14 protein-coding genes are annotated in these 19322 nt (G+C 57.6%); all 14 read left to right on the forward strand.

The annotated features are described in order from the left end of the window. Positions 1-57: 57 nt before the first annotated feature. The gene (locus HY282_05335) at positions 58-723 is read left to right on the forward strand and encodes a hypothetical protein (protein ID MBI3803168.1); all 666 of its coding nucleotides are present in this window, start codon (positions 58-60) and stop codon (positions 721-723) included. A 503-nt stretch (positions 724-1226) separates the two neighbouring features. Further along, positions 1227-2675, forward strand: a complete 1449-nt coding sequence (locus HY282_05340) for a hypothetical protein (protein MBI3803169.1) — start codon at positions 1227-1229, stop codon at positions 2673-2675. A 19-nt stretch (positions 2676-2694) separates the two neighbouring features. Continuing rightward, entirely contained in the window at positions 2695-3516 is an 822-nt protein-coding gene (locus HY282_05345; protein ID MBI3803170.1) for a hypothetical protein, read from the forward strand. Positions 3517-3527: 11 nt separating this feature from the next. Further along, positions 3528-6155 carry a tetratricopeptide repeat protein gene (locus HY282_05350; GenBank protein ID MBI3803171.1) on the forward strand — a complete coding sequence of 876 codons (2628 nt, stop codon included), beginning with the start codon at positions 3528-3530 and terminating at the stop codon, positions 6153-6155. Between the two features lie 19 nt (positions 6156-6174). Further along, complete coding sequence (locus tag HY282_05355; protein MBI3803172.1) at positions 6175-8859, forward strand: hypothetical protein; 2685 nt, start codon at positions 6175-6177, stop codon at positions 8857-8859. Further along, on the forward strand, positions 8856-11366 hold the full coding sequence (locus tag HY282_05360) for a hypothetical protein (GenBank protein ID MBI3803173.1): 2511 nt from the start codon (positions 8856-8858) through the stop codon (positions 11364-11366). Before HY282_05355 ends, HY282_05360 begins: the two co-directional genes overlap by 4 nt. A 160-nt stretch (positions 11367-11526) precedes the next feature. Beyond that, on the forward strand, positions 11527-12171 hold the full coding sequence (locus HY282_05365; GenBank protein MBI3803174.1) for a methyltransferase domain-containing protein: 645 nt from the start codon (positions 11527-11529) through the stop codon (positions 12169-12171). Between the two features lie 7 nt (positions 12172-12178). Further along, on the forward strand, positions 12179-13024 hold the full coding sequence (gene dat, locus HY282_05370; GenBank protein MBI3803175.1) for a D-amino-acid transaminase: 846 nt from the start codon (positions 12179-12181) through the stop codon (positions 13022-13024). A gap of 125 nt (positions 13025-13149) precedes the next feature. Continuing rightward, positions 13150-13596, forward strand: a complete 447-nt coding sequence (locus HY282_05375) for a ribosome maturation factor RimP (protein ID MBI3803176.1) — start codon at positions 13150-13152, stop codon at positions 13594-13596. A gap of 51 nt (positions 13597-13647) precedes the next feature. Beyond that, the gene (nusA, locus tag HY282_05380; protein MBI3803177.1) at positions 13648-15000 is read left to right on the forward strand and encodes a transcription termination/antitermination protein NusA; all 1353 of its coding nucleotides are present in this window, start codon (positions 13648-13650) and stop codon (positions 14998-15000) included. Between the two features lie 36 nt (positions 15001-15036). Then, positions 15037-17595, forward strand: a complete 2559-nt coding sequence (infB, locus tag HY282_05385; GenBank protein ID MBI3803178.1) for a translation initiation factor IF-2 — start codon at positions 15037-15039, stop codon at positions 17593-17595. Positions 17596-17610: 15 nt separating this feature from the next. Next, positions 17611-17892 (forward strand): DUF503 domain-containing protein, encoded by a 282-nt coding sequence (locus HY282_05390; protein ID MBI3803179.1) that lies wholly within the window; start codon positions 17611-17613, stop codon positions 17890-17892. Positions 17893-17911: 19 nt separating this feature from the next. Beyond that, positions 17912-18289 (forward strand): 30S ribosome-binding factor RbfA, encoded by a 378-nt coding sequence (rbfA, locus tag HY282_05395; protein MBI3803180.1) that lies wholly within the window; start codon positions 17912-17914, stop codon positions 18287-18289. Between the two features lie 29 nt (positions 18290-18318). Next, on the forward strand, positions 18319-19293 hold the full coding sequence (locus HY282_05400; GenBank protein ID MBI3803181.1) for a bifunctional oligoribonuclease/PAP phosphatase NrnA: 975 nt from the start codon (positions 18319-18321) through the stop codon (positions 19291-19293). Positions 19294-19322: the final 29 nt, after the last annotated feature.

Raw genomic sequence — 19322 nt, forward strand, 5'->3', positions numbered from 1 at the left:
ATTAATTTAATTAAAGGGTGAACAAGGTCTAATTTAATTTAGGGAGGCATGACATAAATGAAATCAATCTATAAAAAGACCTATCTTGCTCTAGCCGGGGTCCTGCTCTCTGCAGGGTTTGCCATGGCGCAGACGACGACGGTCAACTTCTCAAGTCCAACCTGTACGACGGCAGCGACCTGCGGACTCGCCGGTGGCACCAATCAGATGATTGAGTCGAGTGGCGACAGCTTCTTCTTCCAGGAAGCGGTCATCATCAATGGGAAGCAGTTGAACCATATGATCGTTCGGAGCAAACCGGATGCATCGACCGGGTCGGTTTTTTCGCAGGAGACCTTCACCCCCGGGGGTGTTGTTCAAGGGGCGACCAATACCATCTCGACCGATCAGCTGACCTTCAAGCAGATCTTGAATGCGACCGGCGGCACGGTGAACGTTACCACCCGGATGGACAACCTCAATATCATCAATAAAGGGACCGCTGCCGGTCAAGAGAACATGGTCGGCACCGAGATCAATATTACCCAGAGCATTACCGATACGGTAAATGGGTTGACCCGAAATACCGTGACCATCACGCCGAACACCACGACGGCGGCGGCCGGCGATTTCAACACCCACGTCGATCAGGCGGTCAGCGATCCGGCGACACCCGGCTTCTCGTCAAGCATTCTGTTTGATACCGGCACTCCGGCGGTGGTCACCGTTAATCAGAACTTCTAAGCTTCTCTTTATAAGGCGATAGAGAGAGGAGGGAGGCAGCGCACCGTCTCCCTCCTCCTTTGTCTTGTGTCTCGCGTCTCACTCCTTGCCCTTCTTTTTTATTCCCTCTCTGCATGCTTTCTATAAGAAAACCTCCATCTCCTTCTTCTTATAAGGATGAATCGCGAAAGATAACCCTCTCGAAGTCTGTTCGCTTTAAGTCCTACGTATCGACCGGCATTGACGACGGAGAACACAGATGGGGGTGAAAACCTACCTAGTATTCTGCTTCTTATCCCGGGTAGAAAATGGTTGCTATCCGTATAATTTATGATATTCTTTTTTGACAAGGCTCGGTTTTTACTGGAGGAAAAATTAACTAGAAGATTCTTCCCTGCCTATAAATCCACCAAGCCCCCTTAAGGTCTTGCAATGGACTTACACCGGCAATGTAAATAGAAAGGCTGATCCAACAGACGATCATGAAATATTCCCTTGATCCGATGGGAAGAGGATGAATTCAATTGCAACCTAAGCTCTTCATCCTGCTCCTTCTCATTTTTATTTTTTATTTTAGTCTTCCTGCCCTCGCCGAAGAAAACGGGACTTTCGGAAGCCTTCATCTAGGAGGGTATCTCAAAAATGAGACGGCTCTCCGATTCCAAGATCCGGTTGCCTTCACCAAGATCCGGAATATCCTCTTTTTAGAAGCGTCCGCCGAACTAAAAACCAATCTCCATTTCTACGTTTCTGCGTGGGGATGGTATGACGCCGCTTATCTGTTTGCCTCTTACGACACGATTAATTTCCCCAACGATCCGAATCTTCCTCTCCCGTTTCTTTCCCAGCGGGCCCGTGAGGACCAACGGCTCTGGGGTCAGATGCGCGAACTCTACTTCGACTATTCTCTCTCAAAGCTCGACCTCCGGGTGGGGAAACAGCTGGTCGTCTGGGAGCAGCTGCTCGGCTTTCGAATCCTCGACGAGATCAATCCGCTCAACTTCAGGGAGTTCATCCTTCCCGATCTGATCGATTTCCGAATCCCCCTCTGGACCGTGAAGGGAGACTACTATGCTGGACCGTATCAATTGGAAGCGCTCTGGATTCCTTTTTTTAGACCGCATCAGCCCGCCCCGAAAGGCTCCGAGTGGGAGCTCTTCCAGCGGCTTCCCGGAGAGGAAGAGCCCCCCAAGACGTTCGGCGATTCGGAGTTTGGGGGGAGGCTCTCCAGAACGTTCGGGGGAGTCGACCTTGCGATCAGTTATCTGAATGTCTGGGATCCCTTTCCGACCCCCTTCCGAGAGTATACCGGGTTTCGATTCTTTGCTCCGCCCGCCAAATGTCTTCCGACCCAGCTTCAGATCGACCAGACGAACACCGATCCCGATTGCGGGCCGGTGTATCATCCGGCATTTAAACGGATGCATATCTATGGAGCGGCGGCGGTCTTCAACCTGGGGAGCCTGATCCTAAAAGGAGAGGGATCGTTCATCACCGGAAAGTATTTCGGCACCCGTTTGGCCGACCGTGACGGCGACAACCACCTCGATTACGGCGGCGCGATAAAGCGCAACCACGTCCGGTGGGGGATGGAGGCCGACACCACCCTCAAAGGATTTGATCTCTCGCTGGCCCTCTCGCAGTGGATCGTCTTCGGCTGGGACCCGGTGATGTTCCAAGACAACTACGACACCTTTATCAGCCTCTTCGGGCAGAAGTCGTTGAATGCGTCGCTCAAGGGGCAATTTTTTATTCTTTATCTGATCAACAACGGCGAGGTGCTGCTGAAGCCGAAGATCAACTATTTAATTACCGAACGATTGCAGATTTCGGCCGGGGCCGATCTCTTTTACGGGCATAAAGAGAGTTTCCTTCCCGACATCGCCGCGCCGGCCAGCGACCGGCTCTTTAAATTCGTCAGCACGTTTGTCGGCCATGATCGGATATTTGTCGAACTGAAGTATAGCTTTTGATTGGCTGGAAGGAGCTGCGGTGCCGGTTTTCATTCTGATTCTTCTTTTAATCGGGTTGGCGCAACCGGCGTCGGCTTCCGATTGGAATATTGAGCTCTTCTCGGGCTATGACGCCGCGTTGCTCAAGACCTTAAACAATCAGAAGCTGAATGAAACCTCCCCGTTCCCCCCCCGCGTCGGCGGGAGCCCCTCGATCAGCGGCGGACCGATGTTTGGGGTGGAGGTGGAGTGGCGGGTCCGACCCCGCTTTTCCCTGGTCGCGTTGACCGCTTTTTTTGAGGGAGAGTCGACCGCCATTGAATCGGGTGAGATCCTGTTTCAGGATTTCGGAATCACCCCCTTTACGGCAAAGCGGATTACTCGGGTCTCGTTCAACGAGTATGCGCTGAAGGGCCGGTATCACCTGGTGGAGGAGAAGAATCGGTATCGGTTTTATCTCGAGCTTGGATTCTTTGACCAGGTCAATGTGACCTACTCGGAGGATTTCAGTTATATCTTCCAGGCGAACGGGCAACAATTTTTGAGAAACGTTCTCTCCCGCGCGACGAGCCGGGGGGGGTATCTCGTCACCGGCGGGGCCGGCGGGGATTATTATCTGACCCGTTGGCTGGCGCTGAATTTTTCGGCGAATTACCGGCTCGGAAGGGCAATGCCCCTTTTTTATAAATCGTATCGGCATACCTTTCTCGAGCAGGATGCCATCAGCGGTGCGGTCGGCGCGAACTCTCCGTTTCCTAAGAATGGGGACCAGGTGAGCTTTGTCGAAGGGAATACCCGGCGTCCGCTTGTAATGGAGCTGACCGGGTGGCAGGCGGCCATCGGCCTTCGGATTTTTTTCTGAGAACTGTTGTTATGATGCGAGCAATCTGTTTATCCATCATTCTCCTTTTTTTCATCACCGCTTCCGGTGTGTGTGGGCAAGAGACGCCGACGGAGCGGAGGGAGGGACGTTCCGACCCGCGCTTGAAGGGGCGGATGGAAGACGGCGCCCGTCTGATGAAATCGAAGCGCTGGGAGGAGGCGGTCCGCCTCTTCGAAGAGTTGGCGAGGCAATATCCCGATGAGGGAGAGATCCCCTTTCGACTCGGCGTGAGCTACATGGGACTCGGCCAGGTTCAGAAATCGGAAGAGGCGCTTAAGCAGGCGCTTCGTTTGAATCCGCGCCATACCGCCGCCTTGCTTCAGCTGGCCGGACTCTATGAGGAGATGCAGCGGCTCCGTGAAGCGTTGGATATTTATGAGGGGATCATCCAAAGTGATCCGACGGGAGAGGCGGTCCAGGTCAGCCTCTTAAAAAAGAATCTGATCCAGGGGATTTTGCTGGCGAGGTCGGGCGATTTCGACGGCGCCCTTCGCCTCTTTAAGGCGGCGTCGGATGTCGATCCGACTGATCCGTCCGCGCATTATAATATCGGGCGGGTTTATCTCAGGAAGAACGATCAGGCAAAAGCCGAAGAGGCGTTTCGCAAAGTGGTGGAGCTCAATCCACAACATCAAGATGCCTATCTTCAGCTCGGGAGCATTTACGAGCAGCAACAACGAATCGAAGATGCGCTCCACGCCTTTGTCGCCGCGGTCCAAATCAACCCGAATACCCTCGGCGCAAGAAGCATCCAGGACAAGATCCCGCTCTTCCGAGGGATTATCCTTGCCAAGCAGGGAAAGATCCAGGAGGCGCTTCTCTCCTTTCAGCAGGCGCTCAGTGTGACCGAGAAGCCGGCGCCGATCTATTACAACATCGGGCGTATCTATCTCGGGATGGGCGATCTTCCGAATGCGGAGGCTGCCTTGGTCCGAACGCTTCAGGTCGATCCGAGGCACCAAGGGGCGCTGTTGAACCTTGGCATTATCTATGAGCGCCAGGGGAAATTGGACGAGGCCCTGAAAGCCTATGACGGCGCGCAAGCGATCCAGTCGGACAATCAAGACGGCATCAACGCGGCGGTCAGCGCTCAGACTGTCCGGGGAAAGATCGCCGTCCAAGCGGAGAAGCTCGATGAAGCGCGGGACGCCTTCAAAAAGGCCGCGGAGCTGCAGCCGAATAATCCGGCGAACTATTTCAATTTGGCGCTCCTCTATCTTCGGCGCAACGAGCTCTCCGAGGCGGAGAAGGCGTTTGATCAGGTGATCGCCCTCAATCCCTCCGAAGGGGACGCCTATCTGCCGCTGGCCGACATCCTCGAGAAGAGCGGCCGCGAGCAGGAGGCGATCGAGACCTATGAGCGGCTGATCGCGCTGGGGCAGGGGTCTCTGACGACACGGGCGCAGGTCCGCTTGCATGTTCTAAAGGGGGTCCTGTTCGGAAAACAGAACCGATTTGCCGAGGCGCGCTCGGAGTTTGCCGAGGCGGTCCGGCTCGATCCGGAAAACAAGGTCGGCTATTTCAATTTAGGGATGGCCTATTTGAAGATGAAAGATCCCTACGCGGCAGTAGACGTGTTTAAAAAAGCGATGGAGCTCGATCCCAAGGACAAGTCGATCCGGCTTCGCCTCGCCGGCCTTTATGATGAGCTCGGCCGGCCCTACGAGGCCCTTGATCTCTATCAAGGGATTTTAGAGGAGGGGGGTGACGAGGGGGCCCTTTTAGACGAGGTCCGAGAGCGGGTGAATCTCCTGTTCGGGACGATCTCGGTCGCCTATCAGGTGACGTTCGACAGCAACATCACGTTGTCCCGAAAGCCGTTCAGTGATCTCAAATCGGAGGTGATTACCCAGTACCAGCACTTCTTTTTGACGGGGACAGGGTGGCGAAGCGGCCTTCGCCTGACCCCCTCCATCACTATCTTCCATCACAGCCAGGTGTCTATTTTCAGCGGGCAGCTCGGTGCATTTGTCGATTGGAGGGGCTATCAGAGCGGCCTCTCTCTCGGTTATAATCTCCACGTCGGATTTTTCGAAGGGTCGCTGTCCGATCGGTCGCAAGAGCTCACCCTGGATACTTTTTCGCCGGCTGGCCTGGCGACCACTTTTACCGGTTCCCTTCGGCTTCGATATTCCGATTCGGTTGTGAATAATATTTATGACGGCATCCAGCCCTCGCTTTCCGCCGGCCTCGCGATCGACCGCGTATTGGAGGGGCGCCTGACCCTCTCCGGCGCGGTGTATTCCAATTTCAACACCCATTCGATCGGGGACGATTACGCCTATGTCGGGTTCTCCCCCTCCGTTTTATTCGACCGCCCGTTGATCCAAGGGATTAATCTAAACCTGTCGTATGGCTATTCAATGCAACGCTATTTAAATCCGGACTCTGATTTTCACAAGCGGCGGGTGAATCAAGGTCATGTGGTCAGCGCGGGGATCACCGTCGGGTTGGAGCGGGGAATTCAGCTCTACCTTCGGGGGGTCTGGCAGGCAAACCAATCGAACCTGGGGGGGACCCCGCCGGAGCTCGCGCAGGTGTTGACCAGCGATAAAACAGGATCATTGAGCAATTATACGAAGTGGCTCGGCACGTTTGGCGTTCGGCTTCTTTTTTAGGATCAAAGGAAGGGATGTAATGGGTAGGTTCGGTCTCATGAATAAAAAGCGCCGGTATTCGATCGGTCTTCTCCTTTTTTTAGTCTTCTCCTGCAGCCGGGGGGAACAGCACAATGATCACCCGCTCCTTGCGACGAACTGGGGGGGGACGTCGGGGGGAGCGATTACGGGACGGCTCGAGGTGCAGGTGTTTGACGACACCACCCGTTTCCCCTTCCCCGGCGCGGTCGTATCGTTAGGGGCCACCGGAAAGCAGACGGTGACGACCGACGGCCAAGGGATTGCCCTCTTTACCAATGTTTTCGGTCCGCAGGACATTCATGTCTATGCCTGTGCCGGATGCGACGCCGATCCGAACGACCCCGCCAAACCTCTTTTTTATCAGATCGCCTCGCTCTATCAGGTCGACGCGAGTCAGATCTCTATTCCGATGATTACGCGCGATCTAACGGTGACAAATGGAACGATGCAGGGAAAGGTCTTTGAGGTCGCCAAGGAGGAGACGGCCCATGTGGTGGAGGTGGATGAGCTCGGGAATTTTCGACGCCAGGGCCCATTGCTCTCGTCGACCTATCAGGTGATGAATGACGAGTCGGCCACCGATCTCCTGTTCATCTACAACCGAGAGGTGGATGATTGGGCGGCCGCCGATCCGGCCGGCGGGAAACAGGGATTCGGCACGGTGGCGCTGGTTGGAAAGGCGATCAATGGATCAAAGCAGCCGCAGGCCGGGGTCCGGGTGAACGCCCGCTATTTCCCAGGAAACGATGCCGGACGGGCCTATTATTTTAATGATCTCGGGCAGCTCGATCCGGCGCTCGACCAGACGACCACCGATGGCCGGTTCGTCTTTTTACGGCTCGACCCGAACAATGACATTCTGGTTTCGGCGGAGAGCCTGGGGGTGGGTGTGGGAGCCCGGTACCTTCACCTCCGGCCGTTGGGAACAACGGTCTTTTCTCTCCCGGTCCTCCCGTTGACCGGGCGGACCATCGATCTTTCGGGACGGGTGGTGAACTATCGCCTCGACTTTCGGGAAGAGGAGAGAAAGGGGCCGCTTTCGTCCCAAAACGGCGGCGTCGAGTCAGCCGTCGTTAATTTTTCCGGAGATCCGATCGATCAAAGTATCGTCTCCGACAGCGGCGCCCAGATCGCCGGCAATTATAGAAGCAATGGGCATCTTCTTCCGAACAGTAAATACATCGCCGTGATTTTGTCGGGCCGGAATTTCAGGCCGACTTATCAAGAGGTGCAGTTGAATGACCGCGCCAAGTTCAACTATCCTCTGGCCGCGGTTCCGCTGGCCGATTTGGTAAACATGGTCCGGACGATCAAGAGCGACGATACGAGCGGGCTGGCAACCGACACGGCGGAGATCCTCGGCCGGATTGTCACCCCGACCGGGAGTGTCGATCCCAACGGCGATCCGGTCATGGTCCCGGTCGCCGACGCGAAGATTACCGTCATCGACGATTCCGGAAATGAGATAACGACCCGCGCCTATTTCAACAGCCAGGGGGCGATCGATCCCTCGCAGCCCGCTCTCGATAAAACCAGTGCGTCGGGAGGATTCCTGGTTTATGGGTTGACGCAGGGGGTCTATACGGTCATCGCGACAGACGCGGTCGGAAACACGATCGGCCGAAAAACCTTTCCCGTTTATGCGAATACCGTTCGCCTCGTCGAACTCGTCCAGAAAACAGGAACCCTTACCCTCGGTCAGACGCTTGGCGCCGATCTCAAACCGATTGCAGCGCCGTTGCTTGCATTGCAAGGGGGAAAGTCGAGCTGCTCTCCGGTCGCCTCGGGCTGCGTCCTCTCTTCGTCCGGAGAATACATTATTCAAATGGAGAACCACACCGGCGGTGGAGATTATCAGATTCCGGTTCCCGCTTCCAAGCGGGCGTTGGGGCTGTCGGCCTTTCGCGTCTCGCCGGATGGGACGCTGAACAATGTGACCTTCGCCGGCGGCCTCGGTCCCCTCGGCACCGGAGGGACCCTGAGTTTCGACATCTCCTTTCTTGCCGAGCCGCCGCTGGTGCCGACCGATGGATCGGTCACCCTTCCGTCGACCTTTACGCCGCAAGATCTGAATGGGATCTTGGTCGGCAGCGTCAGCAGTCGGGGAGAGACCTTTATCGGCGCCGATGCGACCACCTTTTCCGGAAAGGGCGGTCCGACCTTCCATGCCCTCTCATTGCGGCCGGAGGGGGCGCTCTCTTATTTCCTTGTGGCGACCGCTCAGAACGCGAAGGGGGAGGCGAGCAGTCTATTTACGCAGGGACTTCTCGACATCCCGTCCCATCAAGATCTTGTCTTTCCCGATCCGCCGAGGCTGACATCGCCTGCGCCGAATGAAGCGGTTGTCGCCGACGACCTCACGCAGCCCCATTTGGTTTGGACCGCCCCGGAGGGGCCGCCGGTCGATCTCTATCGGGTGCTCCTTGACACCTCAGACGGGCAATTCCTCTGGGAGGCATGGGTTCCCGGAAATCAGACCGAGATCACCCTTCCGAATTTTCCGGCGACCGGCTTGACCGAGCTGAAGCCGTTTCCCGATGGGCAGACGGTCGTCTGGCGGGTTCACGCCATCCGGGCGGGGGGGCTCTCGCTTCAAGAATTCACTTTTGGTCAGCTTTCGCAGCAACGTGTTTCGGATGCGCGCGCCGAATCGCGGTTTACGATTAGGAGGAGCCAGCCATGATCCGGTTTTTGAATAAAGGATCTTCCCATCTTTTGCTTATCTTGATGGTGGGAGGGATCTACCTCGGCGGCTGTGTCAACGGTGAGCCGAACAAAGACTCTCTTTTTAAAGGGAATCAATTGCCGACCGCCAATGCCGGACCCGACCAGGCGGTCGCCAGCGGCGCCACGGTGACCTTGGATGGAAGCGCGAGCAGCGATCCGAACGGAAAGACCGTTCACTATCAATGGCAGCTCGTTTCAACGCCGAAGGGGAGCGCCGCCAAGCTCGACACGCCCGCTTCCGTGGTGACGACCTTTGTCGCCGATACCGATGGGGTCTATAAAATTCAGCTTCAGGCCATCGAAGATCCCGACCCGACCCTCCCGACCGGCGCGCCGGTGACCGATACCGGATTGACGAGCGATCCGGATGAGGTGATGGTGATCGCCGGGCCGCCGGGCCCTTTCCCCGACAGCGGGAATAAGCTGATGTTGGACGGGTCGCACTTCGCCCTCTCCGCGGTCAACCTCGACATCGGAGATCCGCTTCCGGTTGCTCCGGCGACGCAGTTAGACCCGGCCACACCCCTCAATGAGATGACGGCGGAAGGGTGGTTCTTCGTCGGCCAGGCGCCCGCGCAGGAGGCGCTGGTCATAGGTAAACAAAGTTTCTTCGAGATCACCCTCTCCTCCGCATCCCAACTCTCCTTTCGACTGACCCCCCGGGGGAATCAGCCTGTTTTCACGGTCGGATCTGCCCCGTTGAGCATCGGCCAATGGCACCATGTCGCCGCCGTGGTGTCGGGGAAGAGCAGCCCTCGGCGCGCCTATCTCGCCATCGACGGCTCGATCGTTGCGGCCTCTTCCTTTAGTGGATTGTTCAACAACAATCAGAACCGCTTTACGATTGGAAGCGGGAGCGGGAGGGCCTTTTTGGTAGGAATGGCCGATGAGGTGCGGGTGACCCAGGATGTCCGTTATTCCGAGGCGGCTTTCAGTCCACCGATGGAAATTCTGGTCCCCGACTCGCCCTTTGTGACCGGCGCCCGCTTTGCGGTCCATGGCCTTTGGCATTTTGATGAAGCGGCCGGCGCCCAAATATTTACCGACTTCTCGTTCCGGGTCAACAACCTTTTTCTCGTCGGGAATACCGGCTTTCAGCCGTTCGGCCGGCTTCAAAATCCGAGGCGCTTTCACACCGTCGTCCCGCTCGGCGACAAAACGCTTTGGGTGGCGGGGGGGGTCGATGATGCCGTCCTTCCGGTCACGAACACGGAGTTCATCGGAACGGATGATCAATTGCAACCGGCGGCGCCGCTCAATATCATCAAGATCACCGATGAGTCGTTGGGCACGGTAAGCGCGAGCCCCTTCCAGAAGACCACCGCCTTCAAGCCGGTGGTCAGTGAGCCCGGCAGCAGGATCGTCATCGTGGTCGGAACGGGATCCAGCGCCCTGACTGCAACCGATGATGGGCTCGGCAATTTAACTGGAACCGGGATTGGGTCGGGATCGACCATCAACTATACGACCGGTGAAATCAATTTGGTTTTCACGACCGCTCCCAGCGGTAGCCCGTCTGTTAAAGCCACCTATTTCTATGATCGCCAGACGGGCGTTTTCAATCATACGGCGACTGCGACGACATTGAGCGGCGGCAAAGAGGTGGTCGTGATCGCAGGCGGGACCGATAAGAACCTGAAGCTCGTTGACCGTGCGCTGGTTTTCGATCCGGCGGTCACCGACTCGGTGGTTCAGACAGGTCTCATGAAGACCCCTCGGCGCTACCACACCGCCAGTCGTCTCATTAACCGGAAGGTGCTCTTGGTGGGGGGCGAGACCGATATCGGAAGCGCCGTGGCCACCCTGTCGACGACGGAGCTGTTCGATCCGGACCAGCTCTCTTTTTCAGTGGGGCCCCCGCTTGCGGCGCCGCGGAAGCTTCACCGGACGGTCTCCTTGGGCTGTGATGCTAATTCGCAGGATGATCGCTTTTTGGTGGTGGGGGGATATGACGATATCAATAAACCGTTAAAGACCGCCGAGATTTATTCCGGCGGCTCCAACGGCGGATTTCTTGCGGCCGGTGCGATGTCGGTTGGCCGGGTCCGCCATGCCGTGGTCTGTCTTCCGGGTGGAAGGGTGCTCGTTACCGGCGGGATCGATCTCAATGGACGGATCGTCAACAGCGCCGAGATGTGGAACCTCGGCAGTAATGCCTTCACATTGCTTCAGGCCGGAATGAATGTGCCGCGTGCGGAGCATACAGCGACCCTCATGACGAACGGCAAAGTGCTGATCACAGGCGGGTTTGATCAATCGGGACTCGGCTTAAACTCAGCGGAGATCTATGACCCCGACCAGAACCTGTTTATCCCGGTTTCCTCGACGATGGGGCTCGCCCGATTCGGTCACTTCGCCGTCCCATGGCACAGTGGGGCCGTTGGAAAGGACGGAGTGCTCCTCATCGGCGGGGGGGATGCGGCCGGGGCGCCGACCTCGCTGATCGAAATTTTTTATCCTTAACGGTTTTTTCGTTGCAGCGGCGGCCTCTTAACCCGCGCGCCGGTCGCCGCGTTCGCAATGACATACACCCGCCGGGGACCCCCACCACCGCCTCTTTGCTTGATTGCCTCAATCAAATGTGATAGGTTAAACACGCCTCAAAACAGATCAAAGGCCTGTCGTGAGCATCTACGCCTCCCAGAAAAAATATTTTGAGAAGGCCTATCGGACCGGCGAGCATGGCTGGCCGGTCGAAGGGGCCTCTGCGCCGGTCGTCCGGTTTGTCGAGCGATTCAAAAAAGAGCGGCCCTCCGGCCGCATCCTCGACATCGGCTGCGGCGAGGGGCGGCACACCGCCCTCTTTGCAAAAGCGGGATACCGCGCCGTCGGCCTCGACTATCAGCCGCTGGCGCTGGAGCGGGCCCGCCGGTTCTCCGGGAACGGCGCCGCCAACCCGAACCTCCGATTCATGCTGGGAGATGTCTTCCATCTTCCGTTTCGACCCGGCGCCTTCGACGTCCTGCTCGATTACGGCTGCCTGCATCATGTCCGCCGGCGGGATACGCAGCGCTACCTGGCGAATGTCCTTCCGGTGTTAAAGCCGGGCGGCTATTTTCTTCTCTCCTGCTTTTCAACCGATTTTAAACATCATGCCGATGAGAAAAGAAAACGGAATTGGATGGTCCATCACGGCCACTACGATCGATTTTTTCGGAAGGGCGATTTCAGGTCGATCTTCGGCGGCGCTTTTAACATCCTTCAAATCGAAGAGGAGCGGCAGCCGCTCTATGTCTTCCATCATGTCTTGATGCAAAAGAAAGGGTAACGTCCGGATGCCGAATATCGCTTTTGTGAATGGGAAATGGTCTCCGCTTGCCGCCGCGAAGGTTTCCGTGGAAGACCGCGGGTTTCAGTTTGGAGACGGCATCTATGAGCTGATTCGGACCTATGATCGCCGGATCTTCCATATCGGGGAGCACCTCTCCCGGATGGCCGCGAGCGCCAAAGAGATCGAAATTACCCTCCCTTATACGGCGGCGCAGCTGGAGCGGATTATCCGGACCGGCTGTCGCAAAAGCGGGTATGCCGACACCAAGATCTACATTCAGGTGACGCGGGGGGCGGCGCCCCGCCTTCATTCCTTTCCCAAAAAGATCAAACCGACCGTCGTGATGACCTTTCGTGAATTTGAGCCCCTTCCGATGCGGCTTCGGGAGGAGGGGGTGGCGCTGGTCTCGACGGCCGACATCCGATGGACCCGGTGCAACGTCAAGTCGCTTAACCTCTTGCCGAACGTGATGGGCCGAGAGCAGGCGAGCCGCGCCGGCGCGTTCGAGGCGATTTTCATCCGCGAGGGAAAGGTGACCGAAGGGGCTGGAAGCAACCTCTTTGCGGTGATTGGAAAGAAGGTAATCACACCCCCCGCGGGACCCTATATCCTCTCCGGCATCACCCGCGAGGCGGTCCTCCAGATCGGTAAGAAAAGCGGCCTGGAAATGGTCGAGAAAGAGCTGAAACTCTCGCAGTTGTATGCCGCCGACGAGCTTTTTCTCACCGGGACCACCGTCGAAGTCTTGCCGGCGGTCCGTCTCGACGGGAAGGTGATCGGCACCGGCCGACCCGGGGAAAAGACGAAGATTTTATACCGCGCGTTTCAGGAGCAGATTACGGGAAAGTGAGGATTGCCCTTGCATTTTTACAACGCGTATGCTATAAACACTCTTGAATTTGGTCTACTTGTCAAAGTGGGCAGCTCCTCCGCCCACTTTTTTGTTTTAAGGCATCGATGGATCGAATGGTTCTGATCGATAAGGTCAAGCAGATCGCCGAGCCGATGCTTCGATCGCTCGGCCTGGAATTGGTTGACATCGAATATGCCGGCTCTCCACGAAGCGGCATCCTGCGCGTCTTCATTGACAAGCAGGCGGGGGTCACCCTGGAAGACTGCGAAAAGGTCAGCCGTTATCTCGGACAAGCGTTGGATGTCGAAGACCCCATCCCCAATCACTACACATTTGAGGTCTCCTCGCCCGGCTTGGATCGACCGCTGAAGCGGCGGGAAGATTTTCTCCGATCGATCGGGAAAAAAGTCAAAATAAAAACGCGTGATCCAATCGAAAATCAAAAAGTGTTCAGCGGTCGGCTGACCGACTTTAAGGAGGATCAGGCGGTGGTCCTGCTGGAGAGCGGCAAGGAACAGCGGATTCTGTTTGATCAGGTCGCGCAGGCCCGTCTTCAGGTTGAGTTTTAAGTTTAAATAAAGCGGATCCGGAAAGATTTTATTGCGGAGGTCAAACGTAAAATGAATCGCGAGCTCCTCTCTGTTATCGACCAGATTGGAAGAGAGAAGGGAATAGAGAGTCAAAAGATCATCAAGGCGGTTGAGTCGGCCCTTCTGACCGCCGCGAAAAAACGGTACGGCGCCAACGAGAATATTCAGGTTCGGCTCGACTCCGAGACCGGAGAGATCGAAGTGATCTCGCTGAAGAAGATCGTTGAAGAGGTGACCAACCCCCGGGCCGAGATCTCTCTCGAAGAGGCGAAGAAGGTCGACGATACGGCGGAGCTGGGAGACGAGATCGGCTCGCTGCTGGAAATGGAAGACTTCGGCCGGATCGCCGCACAGACCGCAAAGCAGGTCATTTTCCAGCGGGTGCGCGAGGCGGAGTGGGAGTCGGTTCATCGTGAGTACTCCGTCCGGCAGGGGGAGATCATCAGCGGAATGATCCTCGGCCAGGAGCGCCGCAATTACATTGTCGAGCTCGGCAAGACCGAAGCGATCCTCCCCTATCAAGAACAGGTGCCGCGGGAAGCGTATCGCCGGGGCGATCGGATTCGCGCCCATCTGCTGGAGGTAAAACCTTCCGCCAAGGGGCCGCAGATCGTCCTCTCCCGCACCCACCCGAACTTCGTCGCCAAGCTCTTTGAGATGGAGGTCCCCGAGATCGCCGAAGGGGTCGTCATTATCAAAGGGGTGGTCCGAGAGCCGGGCGATCGGACCAAGATCGCCGTTTTCTCGAAAGATCAGGCGGTCGATCCGGTCGGCGCCTGCGTCGGCGTCCGCGGCTCCCGCGTTCAGGCGGTCGTGCGCGAGCTCAAAGGGGAGAAGATCGATATCGTCACCTGGAGCGAGGACCCGCGAACCTTTATCGGAGAGGCGCTCAGCCCGGCGGTGATCGAGAAGGTCGGGATCAACGAGGGAGAGAAATCGGCGCTCGTCGTCGTCTCGGATCAGCAGCTGTCGCTCGCGATCGGCAAGAAGGGTCAAAATGTCCGGCTCGCCGCCAAGCTGACCGGCTGGAAGCTCGACATCATCAATCAGGGAGAATATGAGAAAGAGCGGGCCAAAGAGCGCGAGCAAGAGATCGCGGCCGCTATTTCCCATGAGCAGAAATTACAGCAGGATGCCCAGATGGTGGCGGAACAACGTCAGGCGGCCGAGGGGAAGGAGTATACCCTTTCGGATGTGCCGGGCGTCGGCGAGAATATGATTGAAGGATTGAAAGAAAAAGGAATAGACACCGTCCAAAAACTGGCGGAGGCGAACGAAGACGCCCTTGCCGATCTTCCGATGATTGGAAAGAAGACCGCAGGGAAGATCATCGAAGAAGCACGCGCCCTCCTCAAAATGGAAAAGAAGGGGGAGGGGGCATAGGATCGTTTGCAACGAATGAGAGAAGGTGAAGGTCCCATGAGAGTGTTTGAGCTTGCGAAGAAAATCGGAATTCCGACCAAGGAGATGATGGCGCTCCTCAAGCGACTCGGCATCAAGGCGAGCAATCATATGGCCGCCTTGGAGGAGAGCGACATCCAGACGGTCATGAAGGGAATGGATAAGTCGGGGACTGTGAAGGTCGCCTCGAAGGGGACGAAGTCCGCCAAAGTGGCGGCCCCTCCTCCCGCTCCGGTCGCGGAGAAAAAATCGCGCGTCTTAATTAAAAAGAGGCCGACCCCAGAAGAGCTGGCGGCGATGGCCGCCCCGTTGGTGACGGAGGAGATACCGGTCGACGGCATCGGGAAAGAGCTCCCGTCCGGCCCCGTGAATGAGCAGGCGCCCGCCGCGGCGGCATTGACCGCGCCCGAGGCCGCGGTCCCTTCCGTTTCGACCGAAGAGGTAAAGAGTGCGCCTCCTCTTTCTCCGATCGCAGAGCCGCTTGCGGCCGCAGCGGAGGTCGCCAAGGTCATCTCTCCGGATGGCGCGAAGAAAGAGGAGACGGCCGACAAGAAAGGCGACAAAGACAAGAAGAAGGGAAAGATCGAGCCGCGCACCGAGGTGAAGAAAGACGCCGCCGCTAAGTTCAAAGACAAGGCGAAGCGTCCGAAGCAGCGGGAGCGCTGGGATCCGCAGGTGGTCGTGGAGGAGGTCGAGACGGTCGCCGAGGTTCCGGTGGAGGCGAGAAAATGGCAGGACTTCAAGCCGATTCATCGGAAAGAAGATCGGAAGGGGGTCCGCAGAGGCCTTGCCGTCACCGCCGAAATTACCAAGCCCCGAAGAAAAGTGGTCAAGCTCTATGAAGGGATGACCGTGAAGGAGTTCTCGGAGCTGATCGGCCAGAAGGTCCCGAGCATCATCGCAAAGCTGATGGTGATGGGAAAAATGGCGACGATCAACCAGCCGATCTCGCTGGATGAGGCCTCTCTCATTTCGGAGGAATTCGGCGTGAAGGCGGAAATGGTCTCCGAGAAAACGGAAGAGGAGATCCTTAACCAGCCGGCCTCGGAAGATCCGGATACGTTGTTGCCGCGGCCGCCGGTGATTACCATTATGGGCCATGTCGACCACGGAAAGACGTCGCTGCTCGATGCGATTCGACAGACGAAGGTCACGGAAGGGGAGGCGGGCGGCATCACGCAGCATATCGGCGCCTACACCGTCACCGTCGGAGAAAAGCGGGTCACTTTCCTCGACACGCCGGGCCATGAGGCGTTTACCGCCATGCGGGCGCGCGGGGCCAAAGTCACCGACATTGTCGTCCTGGTCGTCGCCGCCGATGATGGGGTGATGCCGCAAACGGTCGAAGCGATCAACCATGCGAAGGCGGCCGGGGTGCCGATCATCGTCGCCGTGAACAAAATCGACAAGCCGGAGGCGAATGCGGAGCGGGTCAAAACGGCCCTCTCCGAGTATGAGCTGATTCCGGAAGCGTGGGGGGGCAAAACGATCTTCGCCGAGGTCTCCGCGAAGAAGAAGATCGGTCTGGAAGGGCTCCTTGAAATGATCCTCCTGCAGGCCGAAGTGCTCGAGTTAAAGGCGAATCCGAACCGGCCGATGGCCGGGACGATCGTCGAAGCAAAGCTCGACCGCGGCCGCGGTCCGGTCGCGACCGTCTTGGTCCAGCAAGGAACGCTGCGGGTGGGGGATGCCTTCGTGACCGGGACCCATTTTGGAAAGGTCCGCGCCCTCATCAACGACAAGGGACAGAAGGTCGACGAGGCCGGTCCGTCGATGCCGGTCGAGGTCATCGGACTCGATGGGGTGCCACTCGCAGGAGATACCTTCGTTGTGGTCACCGACGATCGCGTCGCCAAGGATGTCGCCCACAGCCGCTCGCAGCGGCAGCGGCTGGTCGAATTGTCTCAATCGCACCGGGTCACCCTCGATGATCTCTATCAGGAGATCCAGCAGGGAATCGTGAAGGAGCTGAACATCATCGTGAAGGCCGACGTTCAAGGCTCCACCGAGGCGATTAAAGAGTCGCTCGAAAAACTGAGCTCTCCTTTGGTCAAGCTTCGGGTGATTCACCGCGGGGTCGGCGGGATCACCGAGTCGGATGTGCTCCTCGCCTCCGCCTCGAACGCCATCGTCATCGGCTTCAACGTCCGGCCGGAGGCGAAGGGGCAAGAGCTGGCGGAGCGGGAGAAGGTCGACATCCGGCTCTACACGATCATTTACGACGCCATTGCCGACGTGAAGGCGGCGATGGAGGGTCTGCTCGAGCCGACGCTCAAGGAGCGGACGCTCGGACGGGTCGATGTCCGGCAGGTCTTTCAAATTCCGAAACAGGGGTTCATCGCCGGGGGCTATGTCAGCAGCGGGACGGTCTCCCGAAGCAGCGCCGGCGCCCGGGTCCTTCGAGACGGCGTGGTCGTTTACGAGGGGAAGGTCGGCTCATTGCGGCGCTTCAAAGATGACGTGAAGGAGGTCCAGACCGGCTACGAGTGCGGGATCGGGGTTGAGAACTTCAACGACCTCAAGGTCGGCGACGTGATCGAAGTCTACACGTACGACAAGATTGCGGGAAAGTTATAGAGGCGGCGGTTTTCAATGGTCGTCGGCGTCTGCACCATCGAATTGTATATTCCGCAGAACGGCTCGCTGAAGGGGAAGCGACATGTTTTGCAGAGCATCAAGACCAAGGTGAAGAATCGATTTAACGTCGCCATCGCGGAGGTCGGCGAGCAGGATCTCTGGCAGAAGGCGATCCTCGGGGTGACGACCGTTGCGAACGACCGAAGCTTCGTGAATGAAGTAATGGACAAAGTCGTCGGGTTTGTGGCAAGCCATCCCGAAGTCCAGATCGTCCATCATCAACTTGAATTTATTTAGCCGCGCTCCGGAGAAAGCAATGGGGGTTTCGTTTGCCGTGCAAGAGTTCAAGAGAACGAGCCGGATTGGAGATCAAATCAGAATGGAGGTGGCCGACATCTTGGCGACCAAGACGCGCGATCCGCGAATCGGGTTTGTGACGGTGACCGGCGTCGAGGTCTCGGATGACCTGCAGCATGCGAAGGTTTTTGTCACGGTCCAGAAAGATCAAGATGCCAAGCAGACTTTTCTCGGGCTGAAGAAGGCGACCGGATTTGTTCGGGCGGAGCTGTCGCGGCGGCTGGCGTTGCGCCGGATTCCCGAGATCTCTTTTCTCCCGGATGAGACGACCGACCGGGTCTCTCACGTTCTGGACCTGCTCGATCGGATAGAGAAAATTGAGAAAGATGAGAAATAGACGAGAAATAATGGCCGAGGAGGAAATGAATGAGCCTCGCTGACGTCGTCGCCGTTCTTCAACAAAAGAAGTCGTTCTTAATTACGGGACATGTCAGCCCGGAAGGAGATGTCCTCGGCTCCGGCTTGGCGCTGGCGATGGCGCTTCGTCAGATGGGAAAAACGGCGGAGGTCATCAATAAGGACCCTTTCCCCCGCCAGCTCCTCTTTCTTCCCCACAAAGGCCTTTTTTCGCAACGGGAGACCGTCACCCCTTCTTCGGAGGTGCTGATTGTTGTCGACTGCGGCACCTTGGAGCGGACCGGCTATCCGCGGCCGCTGCCGGCGGAAATTCTCGTCAATATCGACCATCATGTGACCAATCCCGCCTTCGGAGATGTGAACTGGGTCGTTCCGACCGCCACGGCGACGGGGGAGATGATTTATGATCTCCTCAAGGCGCTCGGCACCGAGATCACCCCGCCGATTGCGACCGCGCTGTATACCGCGCTGGCGACCGAGACCGGCTCTTTCCGGTATGTCAACACCTCTTCAAAGACCCTTCGGATGGCGGCGGAGCTCATCGAGAGCGGCGCCGACCTGGCTCGAATCGCGCATGCCCTCTACGACGCGAACACCTCGGGTCAGATGCAGCTGTTGGGAGAGGTCCTGACACAGATGGAGATCAGCGTCGACGACCGGCTCGCCTGGATCCGGGTGACGCAGTCGCAGCTGCAGCGGACCCGAACGACCCTGGAAGATACCGAGGACTTTGTGAACTATCCCCGCTCCATTGAAAAGGTCGAGGTGGCGATCTTCTTCCGGGAAGCGGGCCCCGACCAATATAAGATCAGCTTTCGCTCCCAGGGAAAGGTCGATGTGGCACTCCTGGCAAAGCGGCTCGGCGGCGGGGGGCATACCTATGCGGCCGGCTGTACCTGCTTCGGCGCCTGGGAACAGGTCAAGGAGCGGGTTCTCTCTACCGCACGGGAAGCGATCTACGACGTCTCGGGCGCGGTGAGATGAGAATGCGGATTTCGGAATAGAAGAGAGAA

It is taken from the genome of Candidatus Manganitrophaceae bacterium, assembly GCA_016200325.1.
Taxonomy (GTDB): Bacteria; Nitrospirota; Nitrospiria; order SBBL01; family Manganitrophaceae; genus Manganitrophus.